Below are 19,578 nucleotides of genomic sequence, written 5' to 3' on the forward strand. Positions count from 1 at the left end.
TAATAATTTAAATCTTCTAAACCCCGTTATAAACAATGAAAAATACTAACTACATTTGCCCTAAATGTGCGAATAAAACTTTTGAAACTGGAGAAATACGTGCAACTGGTGGTACCTTGTCGAAAATTTTTGATGTTCAAAACAAGAAATTCACTTCGGTAACCTGTTCCAATTGTACCTATACCGAGTTTTATAAAGCAAAAACCAGCGCATTAAGTAATATTTTTGATTTATTTACATAATCCATGGGCATAATTAAAGTAGAAAATATTCGTGTATTTGCTTATCACGGATGTTTAAAAGAAGAAACTAAAATAGGTAGTGATTATCGTGTTGACTTAGAAGTAAAAGCCGACTTGCAACCTTCGGCAAAATCAGATCACTTAAAAGACACGGTAGATTACGTTTTATTAAATCGCATTATAAAAGAAGAAATGGCTAAACCATCTCACCTTTTAGAAACGGTAGCTCGCCGAATTTTAGACCGAATTTTTAAAGAAGATGCTTTAGTGAGAAAAGCGACCGTTTGGGTAAGTAAATTAAATCCTCCCATTGGTGGTGATGTAGAAAAAGTAACTATCAAGATGATAGACCGACGCAAAACTGTTCAGGATTAACATACTATCTACCCGCTACTTGTTAATTTTTTATTTTTAAATAAAGCCGGAGTTAATTTTAATCTCTATTATCGATTAAAAATTAATTTTAAGCTATTGTAAAGTCTTATTTTTTTTTACATTTGCATCCGCTTAACGGCAGTACATATATTTTTTGTAGATTTACTTCGTAATCGAAATTAATATCGTTGCAGTTAATTTAATGGCGTCGTGGCCGAGGGGCTTAGGCACAGGTCTGCAAAACCTGCTACAGCGGTTCGAATCCGCTCGACGCCTCAACAAAAAAACCTTCAAGAAATCTTGAAGGTTTTTTTAATTTATAGGATTAATCTTCTCTAATCTTTCCTTAATCAATTCCTTTTCTTTCGGAAAGAATCCCTGTGTAAGTAATAATACACCGAATCCTAAAATTACTAAGGCAATTATTTTTTTGGTTTTAAATATTAAGCGTGGTGTTAAATGATGTCGCAGTTTTTTTGCAACGGCAATTTTTACTAAATCTATTAAAAAATAAACTATTAAAATAGTCGCCAAAAAAATAATTACCCCATCTTTTGATGTGGTTAGCGTATTTCCTAATACAATAAACGCCACCCAGCCTAACAGTACCCCAATATTGATAAAATTAAGAAGGAAACCTTTTAAAAATAATTTTCCATAACCCTTTTTTATCTGTACTTTATGATATTCACGCACGATTTCACGAAACGATTTTGAAGTTTTCATAAATGAAATAATACCGTATACAACCAATAGTACGCCACCGAAAATTAAAAAGTTTGGATCGTCTTTTATTTTATCCAGTAGTTTATTAGTACTAAAAAATGCTACAAAAATAAAAACGACATCGGCTAACATAACGCCTAAATCAAAAATTAAGGCACTTTTAAATCCTTTAGTAATGCTCGTTTCAAGAAGTACAAAAAAAACAGGACCTATAGTAAATGCTAACACAATTCCAAAAGGAATAGCGGCTAAAATATCATCAAACATAATTATGCGAGAGTTTCAACACAAAGTAAAGAAATATATTTTATAAATTAAATGTTAGACCGCTACACAGGTAGATTTTAGCAAAAAAAAACCGATAATTATGTTACCGGTTTATCATCTATATTGAAAATAAGATTGTTAATTCATTCGATGCACTTTCCCTCCTATAACAGTCGTTTCGTTAATAGTTGTTGGTTTTCCATAAATATAAACATTTCCACCAGCACGTACGGTTGCATCGACCTGCTCAGAAGCTCTTACATAAGCTTCGCCTGCCGCATTTATGGTTACATCGGTATATTTAGTTTCTAAATGAGTACCTTTAAAAACGCCACCAGTTCTTAAAGCAACAGTTTGCTCTTTAGCGGTTCCTTTTGTTTCAACAATACCTCCAGTTACTGCTTTTGTGTTTACAACTGAAACATTAATTGGAACTTTAATAATACCACCTTCCTGAGCACGTAAATTAACTTCAAACTGTTTTATTTCATCATCGCTTTCAACTTTAGATCCTTCATTTACATCAATAGTATCAAAAGAAGTATAATACAAAGTTACATTTGTAGCATCGCCATCAAAAAGTTTTTCGAATTCCATTTTAATCTTTAAAACACCGTTTTTATTATTAAAAACCACGTTGTTTTTATTTTTACCAGAAATTACGGCCTTATTTTCATTAGCCTTTACCAGTTTCACCTGAATTAAATCGTATACTTTTAATTCGTTGAATTCTCCAATTTCCGTTTCAACGGGTGCTTGAGCGTAAATGATTGTTGTTATACAAAAAACGAATAGTTTTATTAAGGTTTTCATTTGTAATTAAAATTTTAATTTAGGAGTGATTTTATCAATAATTGTACCGTAGTAAATATGGTTTTGGATTTTTATTAAAAACAATAAATTTAAGAGTTCTTGATACAATTTTTCGTTCTTCGAAATTACTTGAACTGACGCTTCAGTTTTACAAAGTCTTTTTAAGTTATTTACCCTGCCAAAGGATAGTAGCAGCAGCTTTTTTAAAATTAGGTTCTCAATACAAATTTTTCTCATTTTCAATCGAAAAATTCACTCGAACTGACGAATTTTACAAAACTACAGCGGATAGCGCTGTGGCTTGCCATTCGCCTTAATGTTTATTTGAAATAAAAATTATTCATTTTCATATTTACCAATAAGGTTAAAATCGAGATGTTTTTTAACCAAATCGGTATTTTTAACTTTTACCACAACCTCGTCACCTAACTGATACATATTTTTTGTCGATCGACCTATCATGGCATACAAATCCTGATCGAAAGCATAATGGTCGTCGTTCATATCACGAACACTTACCATACCTTCACATTTATTTTCGATAATTTCGACATAAATTCCCCAGTCGGTAACACCAGATATTACACCAACAAAATTTTGATCTTTGTGATCTTCCATAAACCGAATTTGCATGTATTTTATAGAATCGCGTTCGGCTTTAGTGGCTAAATTTTCCATATCGCTGGAATGTTTACACTTATCTTCGTAAGCCTCTTCATTAGCCGATTTTCCACCATCGAGGTAATGTTGTAATAAGCGATGCGCCATCACATCGGGGTAACGACGAATAGGTGATGTAAAATGGCTGTAATAATCAAAAGCCAGTCCGTAATGCCCAATATTATGCGTTGTATATTCGGCTTTACTCATACTTCTTATGGTAAGCGTATCAACTAAATTTTGCTCCTTTTTACCAACAACTTCACTTAATAAATTATTTAACGAAGCCGATGTGGTTTTTCTATCTTTAAAATTTAGTTTGTATCCAAACTTCGAAACGATGCCTTGTAAGTTTGCAAGTTTACTCACATCTGGCTCATCATGAACTCGATAAACAAATGTTTTTTTCGGCGATTGTTTTCCTATAAACTCAGCAACTTTTCGATTGGCTAACAACATAAATTCTTCAATAAGTTTATTAGCGTCTTTACTGGTTTTGAAAAATACACCAATTGGATTTGCCTCTTCGTCAAGATTAAATTTTACTTCCACTTTATCGAACGAAATGGCACCGTTGCGCATGCGTTTGTTGCGCATTTTTTTCGCCAGTTCGTCCATTTTTAAAATGGCTTCTGCTATTTTTTCATCGGTTTGATATGCTTTACCAGTTAACGACACCTCTTGCGGAATTTCATTTGTTTTTGATTCGATGATAGCCTGAGCTTCTTCGTAAGCAAAACGCGCATCGCTATAAGTTACAGTTCTACCAAACCACTGGTTTTTAATTTCGCATTTATCATTCATTTGAAAAACAGCCGAAAACGTATATTTTTCTTCATGTGGACGTAGCGAACAAGCGTTGTTAGAAAGTACTTCTGGTAACATAGGTACTACCCTATCAACTAAATAAACAGAGGTTGCCCGTTCGTAAGCTTCATCATCTAAAACTGTACCTTCCTTAACGTAATGCGATACATCGGCAATATGAATTCCTATTTCATACAAACCATCTTTAAGTAAGGTAAAGGATAAGGCATCATCGAAATCTTTAGCATCTTTTGGATCGATAGTAAAGGTTAAATCGTTACGCATATCGCGACGCCTGGCAATTTCTTCTTTGGTTATTGAAGTATCTAAATCATTAGCAAATTTTTCAACTTCATAAGGAAATTCAAAAGGCAAACCATATTCTGCTAAAATCGCATGAATTTCTGTATTATGTTCTCCTGGTTTTCCTAAAACTTCAATAACTTTTCCATAAGGTGAATCGGCTTTCTCTGGCCAATCTTCCAATCGAACTAAAACTTTATCGCCATCTTCAGCTTTATTAACCTTGTTAATCGGGATAAAAATATCTTTATACATTTTATTGCTGTCGGCAATAACGAATGCATACTTCTCATGAAGCTGAATAACGCCCACGTATTCGTTTTTCTCTCGTTTTATGATATTGACTATCTCTCCTTCAATTTTACCGCGTTTACGGCGCTTATACACGTAAAATTCAACTTCGTCTCCATTTAATGCTTTATTGATATTATTTGAAGCTATAAACACGTCCTCATCGAAGTCATCGCAAATAACGTATCCAGTCCCTTTGCCTGAGAGATCTAAAATACCTGTATGGTATTCGGTATTAATAACAGCTTTAAATTTACCGCGTTCTACTTCTTCTATTTCCTTTTTACCTTGTAGGTCGCGTAATTTTTTTATAATTTGATTTCGGCTACTGGCATCATTAACGCCTAACTTTGCAGCAATTTGTTTATAGTTGAAAGTTTGATTTCTTTCTTTTTTTAAAATACTAAGAATGGTATTTGATAGGTTGGAAATACCTTTTTTCGATTTCCTTTTTCTTTTTTTACTCATGTAATTTCATTGATTCATTGTCATTTCCTAAGATACAGGAAATTCAGTTAAAAAATAGCTTAAATAAAAGCGAAGTATTTGCTATTTCTTCTTCAAAGTTACAATTAAAAATTTAAACTATGTTTAGCTTATGTTAAATTACAAAAACAGCCTCGAATATTAAAAAGTCATAATCACAACTATAAAACTTTAAAACCAAAGTTAAATATCGAGTTATCCACAATAGATATAATAATCATTTATCTTCTTTTAAAAATTAAAAAAAAATGATGTGTTATTATTGTCTGTTAATATCTAGAATAACTTTTTTAGGATTGATTAGGAATATTTGTTCTTTACAAACTGTTAGAGGGATATTAACAGATAAAAGCATAGTTAAATAGCTAGTAATAAAACGCTTTTAAACTACTATTAACAGTTGTTGATAACCGTTAGTAACAGCTTTTTTTTAATATTTAATTTTAATAATCATGTTTATATCACCCATTTTTTAGTCTTATAATTATGCTAAAAAAAGTAGACTTATTTTTTGGTGAACTGTTATTGATTTTTGATTGGAAAAAAAATTGAGAAAACAATAAATTATTTTTGAGTAAGTATTAACAGGTATTAACAAGTTGTTAATATACTATTACACAATTCACGTAAATCATTTTTAGTTAGTACTTTTGTATTGTTATTTACTTTAATATATAAACAATGAATATTTCTATAGGAAACGATCATGCCGGAACCGATTATAAATTTGCTATTGTAAAGCATTTAGAATCAAAAGGTTTTACTGTAAAAAATTATGGTACCGATAGTGACAGTAGTGTAGATTATGCCGATTTTGTACATCCAGTTGCTACCGATGTTGAGAATAAAGATGCCGATTTTGGAATCTTAATTTGCGGTAGTGCTAATGGTGTGGCAATGACTGCTAATAAACACCAAAAAATACGTGCTGGATTATGTTGGAACAAGGAGATTGTACATTTAATTCGTAGTCATAATAATGCTAACATTTTATGTATTCCAGCAAGATTTACAGCTATCCAACAAGCTATTGAAATGGTGGATGTGTTTTTAAATACCGAATTTGAAGGTGGCAGACATCAAACACGTATTGATAAAATACCTTTATCTTGCTAAATGTCGCACGGGCACTCGCATAACCACGCGCATGCGCACGAAGATTTAAAAGGCCGTAATCTTTTAATATCTATAGTATTAAATATAGTTATTACGGCCTCACAAATTATTGGTGGTTTAGTGTCTGGAAGTCTGGCATTATTAAGTGATGCGCTTCATAATTTTAGTGATGTTTTATCTTTAATAGTTAGTTATATAGCTAATAAACTTTCTAAAAAAGAAGCTTCAATACACAGAACATTTGGTTATAAACGTGCAGAAATATTAGCAGCCTTCATTAATGCAGCAACTTTAATTATTGTAGCAATTCTTTTAATTATTGAAGCTGTAAAACGTTTTCAACATCCCGAAGAAATTAAAACAGGACTGGTTATTTGGTTGTCTTTAATAGCTATTATTGCTAACGGTGCCAGTGTGTTACTACTAAAAAAAGATGCCAATTCTAACATGAATATGCGTAGTGCATATTTACACTTATTAACAGATATGTTAGCAAGTGTTGCCGTACTTATTGGTGGTTTATTAATGAAGTTTTATCAGGTTTTTTGGGTAGATAGTGTACTTACCTTAGCTATTGCTATCTATTTAATTTATATGGGATACGATTTATTAAAAACATCAACTAAAGTGCTTATGTTATTTACGCCAGATCACATACCAGTAAAACAAATAGTTAAGGAAATTAATGCTATTGAAGGTATTAAAAATGTACATCATGTGCATGTTTGGCAGCTTAATGAGGATGAAGTTCATCTAGAAGCTCATATTGATTTTTATAAAGATATTACGTTATCTCAGTTCGATGAAGTTTTACACAATATTGAAGATTTAGTGTTAATAAGGTATAATATCAATCATGTGAATATTCAGCCAGAATTCAGAAAATCAGACGATAAGGAGGTTATTGTACAAGATTAATATTTTTATTATCTTGTTAATAACCTTGAGTAGTAATTATCGAAACCCTAATTTATGCTAAGTATACAAGTTAAAACTTTCGACGAACTCAATATTCACGAATTGTACAATATATTACAATTACGTTCTGAAGTATTTGTTGTAGAACAAAACTGTGTCTATCAGGATGTCGATGGTAAAGATCCAAGGGCCATACATATTTTAGGTTTTAAAAACAATAAAATTGTCGCTTATGCACGAGCTTTTAAACCTGGTGATTATTTTGAGTTTTCGAGTATTGGCCGTGTTGTAGTAGACTTAAATGAGCGTGATTTTAAATATGGTTATGATATAATGAAAGCGTCTATTAAAGCGATAAAAACACATTTTAATGAAACCACAATTCGACTTTCCGCTCAGGTTTATTTGAAAAATTTCTATAACAATTTAGGATTTGTTGAAGTTGGTGAGACGTATTTAGAAGATGATATTCCACATATTGCTATGGTTAAAGAATAGTGTTATAACTATTCTTTATCTAGAGATTTTTTTTGCTTTATCATCTACGTAAGTAATTACAATTTCTACACGACGGTCGTATTTTGGATCTCCTCCAAGCGGAAATTTACGTCGCATACCTAGATAGCGCATACGTTTTTTACTCACGCCTTTTTTAGCAAAATAATCGTATACAAATTTAGCTCTGGCCACCGATAAATTACGTTGTTTTGTTTTACGATCTATAGCATCTCGACTAAACTGGGTGCAACACACATGTCCCTCTATAGTAAAGTAAATATCCTCACGTTCCACTAAAGCATCCGCTATATCGTTCAGGGTTTTTTTAGATTCCGGATTAATAACGCTGTATCCTGTTTTAAATAGAATATTTTCAAACCTTATTTTATCTCCAACTTTAACGTCACCTTTTATAACTTCGGCAGTTTCTAATTTTTTTTCTTCAACAGAAGCTTCTTTTTTAGTTGCTTCCACTGGTTTTGGTAGGATAGGTGGTTTTGGATTTATTATAATTTGAACCTTTCGGTTTAATCCGCGGATTTTAGCAACATTAGTTTCGTTTACTATTTTAAGTAATATTTCGCCTTTACCATCTACATTGGTAATTACGTTTTCGCTAATTTCATGATTAGATAATATGGCTTTTATAGCTTCGGCACGTTGCTGCGAAAGTTTTTGATTATAACTATCGGCACCCACATCATCGCAAAAACCGAATATTGCTATAGATTCAATATCTATATCTGCTAATCCAGAAATAAAAAGCAATAGTCGGTTTTCTTCGGTAGTTATAACCTCATACTTATCGGTTTCAAAATAAACTTCGTGAGTAATGTTATTTTGAGCATAGGTTATACTAACAAAGAATAGTATGGTTAATGTGAATAGTTTATTCATAATTTGTAAAAATATACACGTTTATAAATATACTATTTTTAACGAAATTTAATGAGAATTTATTAGATTCTATCTTAAAAACCCGTTGTAAACTGAAGGATTACTAAGAATTTCGGTTGCTTTTTTAATTTCGTTATCATGGGTTTTATAATAGTCGTATAATCCTTCACGATATACGTAACGTTTAACAATTTCCTCGGTTAATAATTCAAGTAAATAGTCTTTATTATCATCTAAAATACTGGTTTTAGATTTGTTTAAATTATTTATAAGCGTTTTAAAATCTTTATCAATTGTTATGTTTAATTCTTCTTTTGTTGCAGCTTCATAAGCTTTATTTAAGGCTTTTTCAGTTTCCGTTTCGAAAGAAAAATTATTCGATTTTAAATAGGATTTAAAATCATTAAAATCGCTATCTGTAAGTTTAAAATTATCTATATTTTCTACTTTATGATTATAGTAATACTTTGTTGCAAAATCAAATATTAAATTGTTTTTAAGAATAGCGTTGGTTATTGCTGGGTTGTTAGAAGTTTCAACTCGGGCATCGGGAAATATACCGCCACCATCAAATACTTTTCTACCACTTTTGGTTTTGTATTCGTTATAATTTTCTTGTTTTACTCGTACTGCTTCTCCTTTTTCATTTCTATGCCAGTAATCTAAAGCCTGTATACAACGTCCCGATGGAGTGTAATATCTTGAAATTGTAATTTTAACCTGAGTACCGTAAATAAGTTGTTTTGGACGTTGCACTAAGCCTTTACCAAAACTTCTGGAGCCTACAATAACAGCGCGGTCTAGGTCTTGTAAGGAGCCAGAAACAATTTCGCTGGCAGAAGCACTGCTTCCATCAATTAAAACAACTAATGGAATTTCGGTATCAATAGGTTCGTCTTGTGTGTAATAGGTTTTATTATATTTTTTTACTTTCGATTTTGTGGTTACTACCAGCTGTCCTTTTGGAACAAATAAGTTAACAATTTTAATAGCTTCATTTAATAATCCACCTGGATTTCCACGTAAATCAAGTATAATACGTTGCGCTCCCTGAGCCTTTAAATCACGTAAAGCATAGTTGGTTTCTGAGGCAGCTTTTTCATTAAAACGCGATAATACAATATACCCTGTGTTATCGTTTATTTTAGAATAATAAGGAACCGCTTTAATTTCAACTTCAGCACGATCAATAGTGGTTGTAAACGTTTTTCCTTGACGTTTATAAGTTACTTCAACACTGCTACCAGTAACGCCCCTTAATAGCTCTCCTGCATTATCTTTATAATCTTGAATAAGTATATTACCAACCTTTAATATTTCGTCGCCAGCTTTTAAACCTGCTTTATCTGCTGGATAATCTTTATAAGGTTCTATAACAATTAACTTATCTTTTAATGTTTTTATTTTAGCTCCAATACCTGTGTAATCGCCGGTGTTATTAATTCGTGCAGCTTCAACGTCCTGCTCATTCATGAAATTAGTATACGGGTCTAAATCGGCGAGCATACTTTTTATTGCGGTATCCATTAAATCACCAGGGTTGGTTTCATCAACATAATTCATGTTGAGCTCTTTAAATAAAGTTGTGAAGATTTCGAGTTGTTTAGCAATCTCAAAAAAATCATTTTTAAAGGCTGTTGTGGTTAAAAATAAACCACATGCCAGTACCGGAATGATAACGCTTTTTTTTAGTAACCTTTTCATTTTTTACCGTTTTAAAGGATTAAGAAACTTGATTTTTAAACTTATTGAAAAGATGCTGCATTCTATTTTCAATTTGATTTAAAGTAGGTTTCTCTTTACCAATGTACAAAATCATAAACGCATATTGGGTTGAAATGTTGTTAAAATATGAAGCTTTGTTTAAGCGGTAGGCTTCTCTCATTAATCGTTTTATACGATTTCGAGCCACAGCCGTTTTAAATTGTCGTTTACTTACAGACACGCCAGTTTTAGCTACTATAGGTTCATTAAAAGCTGTTTGTATATATACCAATCGTAATGGGTAGGCCGAAACAGATTGTCCCTCGGTAAATAGCTGTTCAATAAGCTTTTTACTTTTTACTTTTTCTTTTTTATTGTAAGTAAATTTCAATTTAAATATTTTAATGGCTCAAAGGTACGGAATTAAAAAAATCACTTATATACTAAGTGATTTTTGTACTAATATTAATCGTTTTATATCATTATTTTTGCGTTCCTATACGGTCGTTGTAGCTTTTATATAAACGATCCCAATTACGTCCCTTACGTTTTAAAAAGGCAATATTTTTGGTGTTATATATTTCAAAAATAGCCGAAATTTGAGCTTCATTTTTAAAATCGATAGCCATTTCTCGAGCTTTCTTAAGGTTTTTAATGAGCTCGGTTTGCTCATATGATTTTAAATAAAATAAAATATCTTTATATTTTTTCATGGTTTCCTCTACTCTATTGCTTGTATACTGATCTAGAATAAAGTCTATTTGAGTTTGATTTAAATGTTTTCGTAACCCATTCATTAATTCTGAATGTACTTCATCTGGTAATGCCGAATCGACGATAATAGAGCGGTCTAATTCTGTTAATTCTTCTCCTGTAATCGGGTTGATACCCTCTGGAACATCATTAATAGAATGACTGTTATGCCAATTTCTTACCGCTGTTAAATGCGATGTTATAATGGATGTAACCGTTGTTTTGGTATCATCATTATTGATATTAATTTGATTTACCCAACCACTAGCTTTGTCCCATAAACTTTCTGTTTGTGAACTTGCTGAATATGAAGTTAAAACAATTAGAATCAGACCAATTTTTGAAAGTATGTTTTTGTTTAAATTTAGCATGTTTTAGGTTAATAGGTTTTAGATTGTATAAATGTAAATTAAATGTTACGCAATCTCAAACTTATAACCGATAATCGATATTTTTATATTTTAGGTTAATTTATTGAATAAACTATCTTTTGTAAATCATTTAGAAATATTAGTTTATCCTACTGGCCAATTGTTTTCCCAGTCTTTCCATACAGGTTCTAAACCTTGTTTTTGCAACATATTGATTATTGATTCAGTAGGACGTTCGTCGGATATCTCAAATTGTTCTAAAGATTGCGGTTCTACGGCATACCCACCTGGGTTGGTTTTCGATTCGGCACTTATTGAAGTTATGCCAAGATTTACAATATTATTTCTAAAAGTTTCACTTTCTCGCGTGCTCATAGATAACTCAACATCTTCGTCTAACAGTCTGAAGGCACAAATGGTTTGCACTAAATCCCGATCGGTCATTTCAACTTTGGGTTCTAAACCTCCACTATGTGGTCTTAGGCGCGGAAATGAAATTGAATACTTGGTTTTCCAGTAGGTTTTCTGAAGGTATTTTAAATGCAAGGCTGTAAAAAAACTGTCCGCACGCCAATCTTCTAAACCAAATAAAGCACCTAATCCAATTTTATGAATTCCGGCGCGTCCCAAACGGTCTGGTGTTTCCAAACGAAAATTGAAATTCGATTTTTTTCCTTTTGGGTGATGCTTTTTATATTCAGCTCTGTTATAGGTTTCCTGATATACTAAAACCGCATATAGATTGGCTTGAATCAGTTCTTCATATTCATTTTGATGTAAGGGCTGAACTTCAATAGTAATGTTTGAAAACTGACTTTTAATCAGTTCCATGGCATGTTTTATATAAGGTACACCCACTGTTTTATTTGCTTCACCCGTAACCAACAGGATGTGATCGTAACCTTTGGATTTTAAGAAGGCAACTTCCTTTAAAATTTCAGCATCGGTTAAGGTTCTTCTGGGAATTTTATTAGTCATACTAAAACCACAATAGGTACAAATGTTTTGGCATTCGTTAGACAAATACATAGGCACATACATTTGAATGGTATTACCAAATCGTTTTTTTGTAATTAGTTGACTTTGCTGAGCCATTTGTTCTAAATAAGGTCTGGCCGCAGGTGAAATCAAGGCTTTAAAATCTTCTAAGTCGCGTTTGGTTTTAGCTAAGGCAAATTCAACGTCTTGTGTTGTTTTAACTTGAATACTTTTTAAAGTCTCTTCCCAATTATAAGTATTAAAAATGGTTTGAAACGAGGTGTTCATAATAACTTAATTTAAAAAACTGGTTAATGGGCTGCTGGCTTCAGCATGCGTTTTAACAGATGCGAGTTTCGCATTGTAGGCCATACGACCAGCTTCAACCGCCATTTTAAAGGCTTTTGCCATCATTATCGGATCTTGTGAGACCGCAATTGCGGTATTTACTAAAACAGCGTCGGCACCTAATTCCATGGCATGAGCAGCATGCGACGGACTTCCAATTCCGGCATCTACAATAACAGGTACATTACTTTGTTCAATAATTATGTCTAAAAAATCTAAAGTTTTTAAACCTTTATTCGTGCCAATAGGTGCACCTAAAGGCATGACGCATTGAGTTCCTACATCTTCAAGTCGTTTGCATAGTACCGGATCGGCATGTATGTATGGCATCACAACGAAGCCTAATTTTATTAGTTCTTTCGCGGCTTTTAAGGTTTCAATAGGATCTGGTAGTAAATATTTTGGATCAGGATGAATTTCTAATTTTATCCAGTTTGTTTCCAGAGCTTCTCTGGCTAATTGGGCAGCGAAAACGGCTTCTTTTGCATTGCGAACCCCCGATGTATTTGGCAATAAATTAATAGTTGGACGCATAATACTTTTCAGCATTTTGTCTTGTTCATTATTTACATCTACACGTTTTAAAGCTACGGTTATAAGTTCGCTTTCACTGGCAATTAATGCGTCGGACATGAGTTGATTGGAACTAAATTTTCCGGTTCCCGTGAATAATCTGGATTGGAAGGTTTTATCTGCTATGTTTAGTAAATCTGTCATAATTAAAAAGTGTGTCGTTGTTCTAAAGTTGCTGATGCGTTTAGTAATTTGTTGAATTTTGAGAGATTATTGAAATTCTGTGTTATTGATCCCGACATCGCTATTCCATAAACACCTGATTTTATTAGCGCTGTAATATCTTCTTCAACTATACCGCCAATTGCTATAATTGGCGTTTTAGTTTTTAATTCCTTAAGAATAAGTTGATAACCTTCTAAACCTAAAATCGGACTTAAATTTTCCTTTGTTTTAGTAAATCTGTAAGGACCTAAACCAATATAATCCACTTTTTTTGAAATTAGATTTTTACAATCTTCAAGGGTGTTTGCGGTTCCTCCTATAATAAACCATTTACCTAAATATTCCCGGGCAATGGTGGGACATATATCTGTTTTACCTAAATGAACCCCATCGGCATTTACTGCTTTCGCTATTTTGTAATGGTCATTAATAATTAATCGCGTTTGATAATGTCCTGTAATAGCACGGGCTTTTTCAGCAGTTTTTAAAATGGTATTTTCTTCTGTATTTTTAAGTCGAAGTTGTACCAATTCGGCACCATAGGTGCAAGCTTTTTGTATGTTTTGAAGATGTTCTTCTGGTGTGTTTCCTTGTGATATATAATGTAATTTGGCGATGTTCATGTTGTTATTTTTGTATTTGGTAGGTGTGATTTCCAAGTAAACTCGGGTTAGAATTTAAAAACTGTTCGGTGTAATATTTTGCTAGTTTTGAAGCATCTTCCAATGGCAGCTCTAAAGCTAAATTCGAAGCTAATGCCGATGATAATACACAACCACTACCATGTTTATTAGAAATGATTTGAGTATGAGGCGGTATGTTTACCATAACAATACGAATGTAATACAGCTCGTCCCATCCTTTTTTGTCTTTCCGATGTCCTCCTTTTAAATGAATATTAGTGAATTTTGAAATGTGTTCCAGAGTTTCCTGAAAATCTAATTCAGGATAAAGGTTTTTAACTTCATCGTAATTCGGGGTAATAATATCGCAGTAGGTCCAAACGGCATCTAAAGTAGATTGGTTGTTTTTAGAATGAAAATCAAAACCAGAGCTTGCTTTTAAAATAGGGTCTAAAACAACCTTTATATTAGAGTTTAGGTGTTTTAATTGCTTTAAAATTTGAAGTAATATATCCCAGGATTGTATAATCCCTATTTTAACGACAGTTATGTCAAAACGTTCAAAGAGCGTTTTAATTTGAGCCGAAATGATGTCAGGATGCGTCCAGATACATTCTTTAAAATCAATATCATTTTGAACCGTTATAGCTGTACAAACCGATAATCCGTAAAGGCCATGTGCTTCAAAGGTTTTTATATCCTGAGTAATTCCGGCCCCACTACTGGGGTCGAATCCCCCGATGGATAATATGTATTTTTTCGTATTCAACTAATTAGTTTTTATAATGCTTTTGCATAATTTTAAAATCTTCTACTGGCGTTTCACTGTTCCAAATGCTACCTAAAACACCAATACCTTTATAACCGAGCTTATCAAACACAGTAAGGTTTTTGGTTGTAACACCTCCCATTCCTATAACTGTTTTGTTAATGTGATTTACATTGAATTCCTGCCCTTCATATCCTTGTTTTGAAATCGATGAAAATACCGGACTCAAAAAATAATAATCAAAATTAAACTTGCAATTAGTAAGTTCATTAGGTGAATGAAAAGAACTACTAATCGTTATAGTCGAATTGTCTCTTAGGTTTTGAAATGTGTCTAACGTTAAAGTTCTTCTTTTGGTTTCCTGAAAATGAAGACCTTTTAAGTTATAATCATCTAAAAGCTTGTGAGATTGATGAACCACTACCCTATTATGGAATTTAGAATCTATTTGATTTAAATACACTTCATACGCGGTATATGTTTTATGTGGTTTTCTTAAATGATAGTATTGTAATCCTTCGTGAAATAATTCGTGAAGGATTACAATTTCATTTTTTATATCATGCTCAGGCGCAATTACAATGATCATATTTTAAATTTATAAGTAAACTTCCGAACCGTTTTCTTTAAATTCCTGAGACTTTTCTTCCATACCTTTTTGAATCACTTCGTTTTCTACAATATCATTTTCTTTGGCAAAGTCACGTACTTCCTGAGATATTTTCATAGAGCAGAATTTAGGTCCGCACATTGAACAGAAGTGCGCTATTTTAGCACCTTGAGCAGGAAGGGTTTCATCGTGATATTCTCGCGCCCGTTCTGGATCTAATCCAAGATTAAACTGGTCTTCCCAACGAAATTCAAAACGTGCCATACTTAAGGCATTATCGCGATGTTGCGCACCGGGGTGTCCTTTAGCTAAGTCGGCAGCATGAGCTGCTAATTTGTAGGTTACCACACCTACTCTAACATCTTCTTTATTCGGTAAACCTAAATGTTCTTTTGGAGTAACATAACAAAGCATGGCACAGCCGTACCAGCCAATCATGGCGGCTCCAATACCAGAAGTAATGTGGTCGTAACCTGGAGCAATATCGGTGGTAAGAGGTCCTAAAGTGTAAAATGGCGCCTCATCACAAACCTCAATTTGCTTTTCCATATTTTCTTTAATCATATGCATTGGAACGTGCCCAGGGCCTTCGATAAAGCATTGTACTTCATGTTTACGAGCAATTTGTGTAAGTTCACCTAGGGTTTCTAATTCTGCAAACTGAGCTTCATCGTTAGCATCTGCAATCGATCCTGGTCGTAAGCCATCTCCCAATGAAAAGGCCACATCATAAGCTTTCATTATGTCACAAATCTCTTCGAAATGCGTATATAAGAAACTTTCTTTATGATGTGCTAAACACCACTTTGCCATGATAGAACCGCCACGAGAAACAATACCAGTAACACGTTTAGCCGTCATAGGGACATAGCGTAATAATACACCGGCATGAATAGTAAAATAATCAACGCCTTGCTCGGCCTGTTCAATTAAGGTATCTCTAAAGATTTCCCAGGTTAAATCTTCGGCAACACCATTTACTTTTTCTAATGCTTGGTAAATTGGCACAGTTCCCACAGGAACAGGAGAGTTACGAATAATCCATTCGCGGGTTTCGTGAATGTTTTGCCCAGTGGATAAATCCATGATATTATCTGCACCCCAACGACAAGCCCAAACGGCTTTTTCAACTTCTTCTTCAATAGATGATGTTGTTGCCGAGTTACCAATATTCGCATTGATTTTTACTAAGAAATTTCGACCTAAAATCATAGGTTCAGCTTCGGGATGATTGATATTTGATGGAATAACAGCGCGACCACGAGCCACTTCATCTCTAACAAATTCTGGCGTAATTTTATTAGGAATTGCGGCGCCAAAATCTTGTCCCGGATGTTGTTTTCTAATTTCGGTCATTTCATTGATACGCTGATTTTCACGAATGGCAATGTATTCCATCTCTGGAGTAATTATACCTTGTTTAGCGTAATGTAGCTGGGTTACATTTTTCCCTTTTTTAGCACGCAGAGGTTTTTTTAAATGTGCAAAACGCATGTGATCTAAACTCGAATCATTTAAACGTTCATTACAATATTTAGAAGAAAACTGATCTAAATGCTCCACATCGCCACGGTCTAAAATCCACGATTCTCGAATGCGTTCAATACCATTGTGCACATTGATTTCTTTATTTGGATCTGTATACGGACCTGAAGTATCATAAACCGTTACGGGTTCATTTGGCGTTAATTTTCCAGTGAAGGTATCCTTGGTGTCACTCAAAGAAATTTCACGCATCGCTACTTTTATCTGTGGGTGGATTTTTCCGGATACATAAATTTTTTTAGAGTTAGGAAATGGGTTTCGTGTAATTTGCTCTTGCTTCGGAGCGGTGTCTTTATTTTTCATGCTGTTTGATTTTCGTAGTTTTTTATCCGCCTTGGGTTGCTTGAATGATGAGAATATTGTCACCATCATGAAGATGTTGCATATCCCAATTCGATTTTGAAATAATCTGTTGATTAATAGCTACGGCAATGCCAAGCTGCGGAAAATTTTCCTGTTGCAGTAATTCTGAAATTTTGATGTTTTTATCAATTTTCAGGGTTTGTTCGTTAAGTTGAATGGTTATCATTTACAATACATTTTATATCGTAAACTGAAGAGGAAAATAATGACTTTGAAAAAAAGTACTTCACGATTTGAAGTACACTAATGAAAAGGTGCTAGCCTGCATTGCAACAGGCTATTCAACTTTTCCCTTCGACGGTACTAACCGTATCAGGTTCAAAGGGTATGTCTCAGTTCTATATGGTTTAGAACACCCCTAAAGTTTACGTTACGAAGGTATTAAAAAATATATGGTTAGGACAAATGATTATAAGATTTTTAAAATTATTAAATAAAAAAGAGGCTCCTTAAATAAAAAGAAGCCTCTCAAATTTGAAAAAGTAGTTAAACTTTTTGCTTTACTTTTTGTTGTTTTCTCTGTTAATATCGGCCATCATCTTTTTAGGGTCGATTTGCACCGATTTAACTGTTTTATTAGCTTTTAACGTATACACAGGGTATGCCCATGCCCAGTCTGGTGCTATAGTTGCTGATGTAGGTTTTTCACCACGCATCATTTGTAACGGAATATAGAAATCTTCGGTTGTTCCGTCGGTGTATGTTACTGTTAAATCTATAGGCATTGGCATTAAACCGATACGTTCTAAAGTAATGTTTTCACCATTAATTACTTTTACAGCATAATCAATGGTATTTGTGGTACGCGTCCAGTCGTTTAAGTACCAATCTAACTCAAGGCCTGAAACTTTCTCAGCAACTCTAATAAAATCGGTACGTGTTGGATGTTTAAAAGACCAGTCTTTAAAGTATTGTTTGATGGTTTCTTTCTGGTTTTCTTCACCTATAATATAGGCCAATTGATTTAAGAAAATATACCCCTTATAGTAAGCTGAAATTGATGATGATCGGTTGTAGTTAAAACGATCGGCGTGTGTGGTTTGTGGTTGTTCGGTTCCTGATTTTACATAGGCATAATACACATCGTAAATACGTTGTGTAGGTTCTTCAAAAGGTGTATTAAATATACTACTACCCGCTAATTCCCCGAAATATTCGGTAAAACCTTCGTCCATCCAATAGTTAGTTAATTCGTTGGTTGCTAATAAAAATTGAAACCACGTGTGTGCCATTTCGTGCGCTGTAACACCAAAAAGCCCATCGAATGTTCCTTCTCCCAGAATAAGGGTACACATCGCGTATTCCATACCGCCGTCTCCGCCTTGAATAATAGAATATTGTTTATATGGATATTGACCAATATTACTGCTGTAAAACTGCATTAACTGAACTGCTCTTTTTTGAAGGTTTTTCCAGTTATCCAGTTTATCTTTAGCCATGGTTTTTTTGTATAAGAAGTGTAAAAGCGGACCATTAGGAACCTGCATCGTATCATGGATATAATCTGGGTCGGCAGCCCAGGTAAAATCGTGCACATTTGGTGCTACAAAATGCCATGTTAATTTTTCTCCATCAGGACGATTAACGGTTGACGTTTCGTAACCATATCCAATCTCGTTAGGGTTTTGAAGGTAACCAGTTCCGCCTACTACGTAATTTTTATCAATATGAAGGGTAACATCGAAATTACCCCAAACGCCGTGAAATTCACGACCTATATAAGGGTCGGTGTGCCAGCCTTCGTAATCGTATTCTGCTAATTTTGGATACCATTGAGACATTGAAAGAGCTACACCTTCTTTGTTATTTCTTCCAGAACGACGAATTTGAACAGGCACCTGGGCATTGTATACCATATCGAAAGTAACACTTTCCCCCGGTTGAATAGGTTTTTCTAAATTTACCTCTAAAACAGTTCCGACTGTTTCGTAAGTTAAATTTGTACCATTTTGTTTCAACGAGTTAACTTTAATGTATCCTATTTCATCTGGTTTAAGTTTACTTATGCGGTCTTTTACTCTGCCATCAGGATCGGCGATGGTGCGAGAACGTACATCCATTTCGCTTCCTGGTTGAAACGCGTTGAAGTACAAATGATAGAATACTTTATTTAATACATCTGGAGAGTTGTTTGTGTAAACTAAAGTTTGTTTTCCTTTGTATTGATAGGCGTTTACATCCATGTCGATATCCATAGTGTAATCTACATGTTGTTGCCAATAGGTAGATGCTGCCGGGGCATTAGGAATAACGGGAACCGTTGGCGTAATCGTTCTGTACTCTTTAGAGCCACCACAAGCCATTAACAAGGATAAACTTAAAATAGAGATAAAAAGCTTTTTCATCTAAAAGTATGATTTATAAATTAAAGAGATTT

20 protein-coding genes, 1 tRNA gene and 1 riboswitch are annotated in these 19,578 nt (G+C 33.5%); of the genes, 6 read left to right on the forward strand and 15 right to left on the reverse strand.

Annotated elements, in window-relative coordinates; genetic code table 11:
• The first annotated feature begins 35 nt into the window (after positions 1 to 35).
• The 3 genes from ICJ83_RS03835 (at position 36) to ICJ83_RS03845 (ending at position 893) form a co-directional block, all read left to right on the forward strand.
• Positions 36 to 242 (forward strand): zinc ribbon domain-containing protein, encoded by a 207-nt coding sequence (locus ICJ83_RS03835; protein ID WP_188229021.1) that lies wholly within the window; start codon positions 36 to 38, stop codon positions 240 to 242.
• 3 nt (positions 243 to 245) lie between these two features.
• A complete protein-coding gene (gene folB / locus ICJ83_RS03840; RefSeq protein WP_188229022.1) occupies positions 246 to 617 on the forward strand; it encodes a dihydroneopterin aldolase in 372 nt (123 codons plus the stop codon).
• 204 nt (positions 618 to 821) lie between these two features.
• Positions 822 to 893, forward strand: a tRNA-Cys gene (locus tag ICJ83_RS03845).
• Between the two features lie 36 nt (positions 894 to 929).
• Here ICJ83_RS03845 and ICJ83_RS03850 read toward each other — a convergent pair.
• The 3 genes from ICJ83_RS03850 to rnr all read right to left on the reverse strand — a co-directional run bounded on the left by ICJ83_RS03850 (position 930) and on the right by rnr (position 4,952).
• Complete coding sequence (locus tag ICJ83_RS03850; protein ID WP_188229023.1) at positions 930 to 1,610, reverse strand: LysE family translocator; 681 nt, start codon at positions 1,608 to 1,610, stop codon at positions 930 to 932.
• Positions 1,611 to 1,748: 138 nt separating this feature from the next.
• A complete protein-coding gene (locus tag ICJ83_RS03855) occupies positions 1,749 to 2,423 on the reverse strand; it encodes a head GIN domain-containing protein (protein ID WP_188229024.1) in 675 nt (224 codons plus the stop codon).
• A gap of 336 nt (positions 2,424 to 2,759) precedes the next feature.
• The gene (gene rnr / locus ICJ83_RS03860; protein WP_188229025.1) at positions 2,760 to 4,952 is read right to left on the reverse strand and encodes a ribonuclease R; all 2,193 of its coding nucleotides are present in this window, start codon (positions 4,950 to 4,952) and stop codon (positions 2,760 to 2,762) included.
• A 699-nt stretch (positions 4,953 to 5,651) separates the two neighbouring features.
• Here rnr and rpiB point away from each other — a divergent pair.
• Genes rpiB through ICJ83_RS03875 form a run of 3 tightly spaced genes read left to right on the forward strand, consistent with a single transcriptional unit; the run spans position 5,652 to position 7,502 of the window.
• A complete protein-coding gene (rpiB, locus tag ICJ83_RS03865) occupies positions 5,652 to 6,086 on the forward strand; it encodes a ribose 5-phosphate isomerase B (RefSeq protein WP_188229026.1) in 435 nt (144 codons plus the stop codon).
• The gene (locus tag ICJ83_RS03870) at positions 6,087 to 7,004 is read left to right on the forward strand and encodes a cation diffusion facilitator family transporter (RefSeq protein ID WP_188229027.1); all 918 of its coding nucleotides are present in this window, start codon (positions 6,087 to 6,089) and stop codon (positions 7,002 to 7,004) included. It begins immediately after the preceding gene.
• Between the two features lie 54 nt (positions 7,005 to 7,058).
• Entirely contained in the window at positions 7,059 to 7,502 is a 444-nt protein-coding gene (locus ICJ83_RS03875; RefSeq protein ID WP_188229028.1) for a GNAT family N-acetyltransferase, read from the forward strand.
• 15 nt (positions 7,503 to 7,517) lie between these two features.
• Here ICJ83_RS03875 and ICJ83_RS03880 read toward each other — a convergent pair whose 3' ends face one another.
• The 12 genes from ICJ83_RS03880 to ICJ83_RS03935 all read right to left on the reverse strand — a co-directional run bounded on the left by ICJ83_RS03880 (position 7,518) and on the right by ICJ83_RS03935 (position 19,546).
• Complete coding sequence (locus ICJ83_RS03880; protein WP_188229029.1) at positions 7,518 to 8,399, reverse strand: OmpA family protein; 882 nt, start codon at positions 8,397 to 8,399, stop codon at positions 7,518 to 7,520.
• A 69-nt stretch (positions 8,400 to 8,468) separates the two neighbouring features.
• Positions 8,469 to 10,103 (reverse strand): S41 family peptidase, encoded by a 1,635-nt coding sequence (locus ICJ83_RS03885; RefSeq protein WP_188229030.1) that lies wholly within the window; start codon positions 10,101 to 10,103, stop codon positions 8,469 to 8,471.
• A 19-nt stretch (positions 10,104 to 10,122) separates the two neighbouring features.
• The gene (gene rnpA / locus ICJ83_RS03890; RefSeq protein WP_188229031.1) at positions 10,123 to 10,494 is read right to left on the reverse strand and encodes a ribonuclease P protein component; all 372 of its coding nucleotides are present in this window, start codon (positions 10,492 to 10,494) and stop codon (positions 10,123 to 10,125) included.
• A gap of 91 nt (positions 10,495 to 10,585) precedes the next feature.
• On the reverse strand, positions 10,586 to 11,227 hold the full coding sequence (locus ICJ83_RS03895) for a DUF3826 domain-containing protein (RefSeq protein ID WP_188229032.1): 642 nt from the start codon (positions 11,225 to 11,227) through the stop codon (positions 10,586 to 10,588).
• Positions 11,228 to 11,371: 144 nt separating this feature from the next.
• On the reverse strand, positions 11,372 to 12,493 hold the full coding sequence (gene thiH / locus ICJ83_RS03900) for a 2-iminoacetate synthase ThiH (protein WP_188229033.1): 1,122 nt from the start codon (positions 12,491 to 12,493) through the stop codon (positions 11,372 to 11,374).
• 6 nt (positions 12,494 to 12,499) lie between these two features.
• Positions 12,500 to 13,270 carry a thiazole synthase gene (locus ICJ83_RS03905; RefSeq protein WP_188229034.1) on the reverse strand — a complete coding sequence of 257 codons (771 nt, stop codon included), beginning with the start codon at positions 13,268 to 13,270 and terminating at the stop codon, positions 12,500 to 12,502.
• A gap of 2 nt (positions 13,271 to 13,272) precedes the next feature.
• Positions 13,273 to 13,914, reverse strand: a complete 642-nt coding sequence (thiE, locus tag ICJ83_RS03910; protein WP_188229035.1) for a thiamine phosphate synthase — start codon at positions 13,912 to 13,914, stop codon at positions 13,273 to 13,275.
• Between the two features lie 4 nt (positions 13,915 to 13,918).
• Entirely contained in the window at positions 13,919 to 14,683 is a 765-nt protein-coding gene (locus ICJ83_RS03915; RefSeq protein WP_188229036.1) for a hydroxymethylpyrimidine/phosphomethylpyrimidine kinase, read from the reverse strand.
• 4 nt (positions 14,684 to 14,687) lie between these two features.
• Positions 14,688 to 15,272 (reverse strand): thiamine phosphate synthase, encoded by a 585-nt coding sequence (locus ICJ83_RS03920; protein WP_188229037.1) that lies wholly within the window; start codon positions 15,270 to 15,272, stop codon positions 14,688 to 14,690.
• A gap of 9 nt (positions 15,273 to 15,281) precedes the next feature.
• Positions 15,282 to 17,141 carry a phosphomethylpyrimidine synthase ThiC gene (thiC, locus tag ICJ83_RS03925; RefSeq protein ID WP_188229038.1) on the reverse strand — a complete coding sequence of 620 codons (1,860 nt, stop codon included), beginning with the start codon at positions 17,139 to 17,141 and terminating at the stop codon, positions 15,282 to 15,284.
• 22 nt (positions 17,142 to 17,163) lie between these two features.
• On the reverse strand, positions 17,164 to 17,367 hold the full coding sequence (gene thiS / locus ICJ83_RS03930; protein ID WP_188229039.1) for a sulfur carrier protein ThiS: 204 nt from the start codon (positions 17,365 to 17,367) through the stop codon (positions 17,164 to 17,166).
• A gap of 106 nt (positions 17,368 to 17,473) precedes the next feature.
• A riboswitch (TPP riboswitch) is annotated at positions 17,474 to 17,571 on the reverse strand.
• 130 nt (positions 17,572 to 17,701) lie between these two features.
• Positions 17,702 to 19,546, reverse strand: coding sequence for a M1 family metallopeptidase (locus ICJ83_RS03935; protein WP_188229040.1), 1,845 nt, complete (start codon positions 19,544 to 19,546; stop codon positions 17,702 to 17,704).
• Positions 19,547 to 19,578 lie beyond the last annotated feature (32 nt).

This window comes from Aestuariibaculum sediminum, assembly GCF_014596945.1.
GTDB lineage: Bacteria > Bacteroidota > Bacteroidia > Flavobacteriales > Flavobacteriaceae > Aestuariibaculum > Aestuariibaculum sediminum.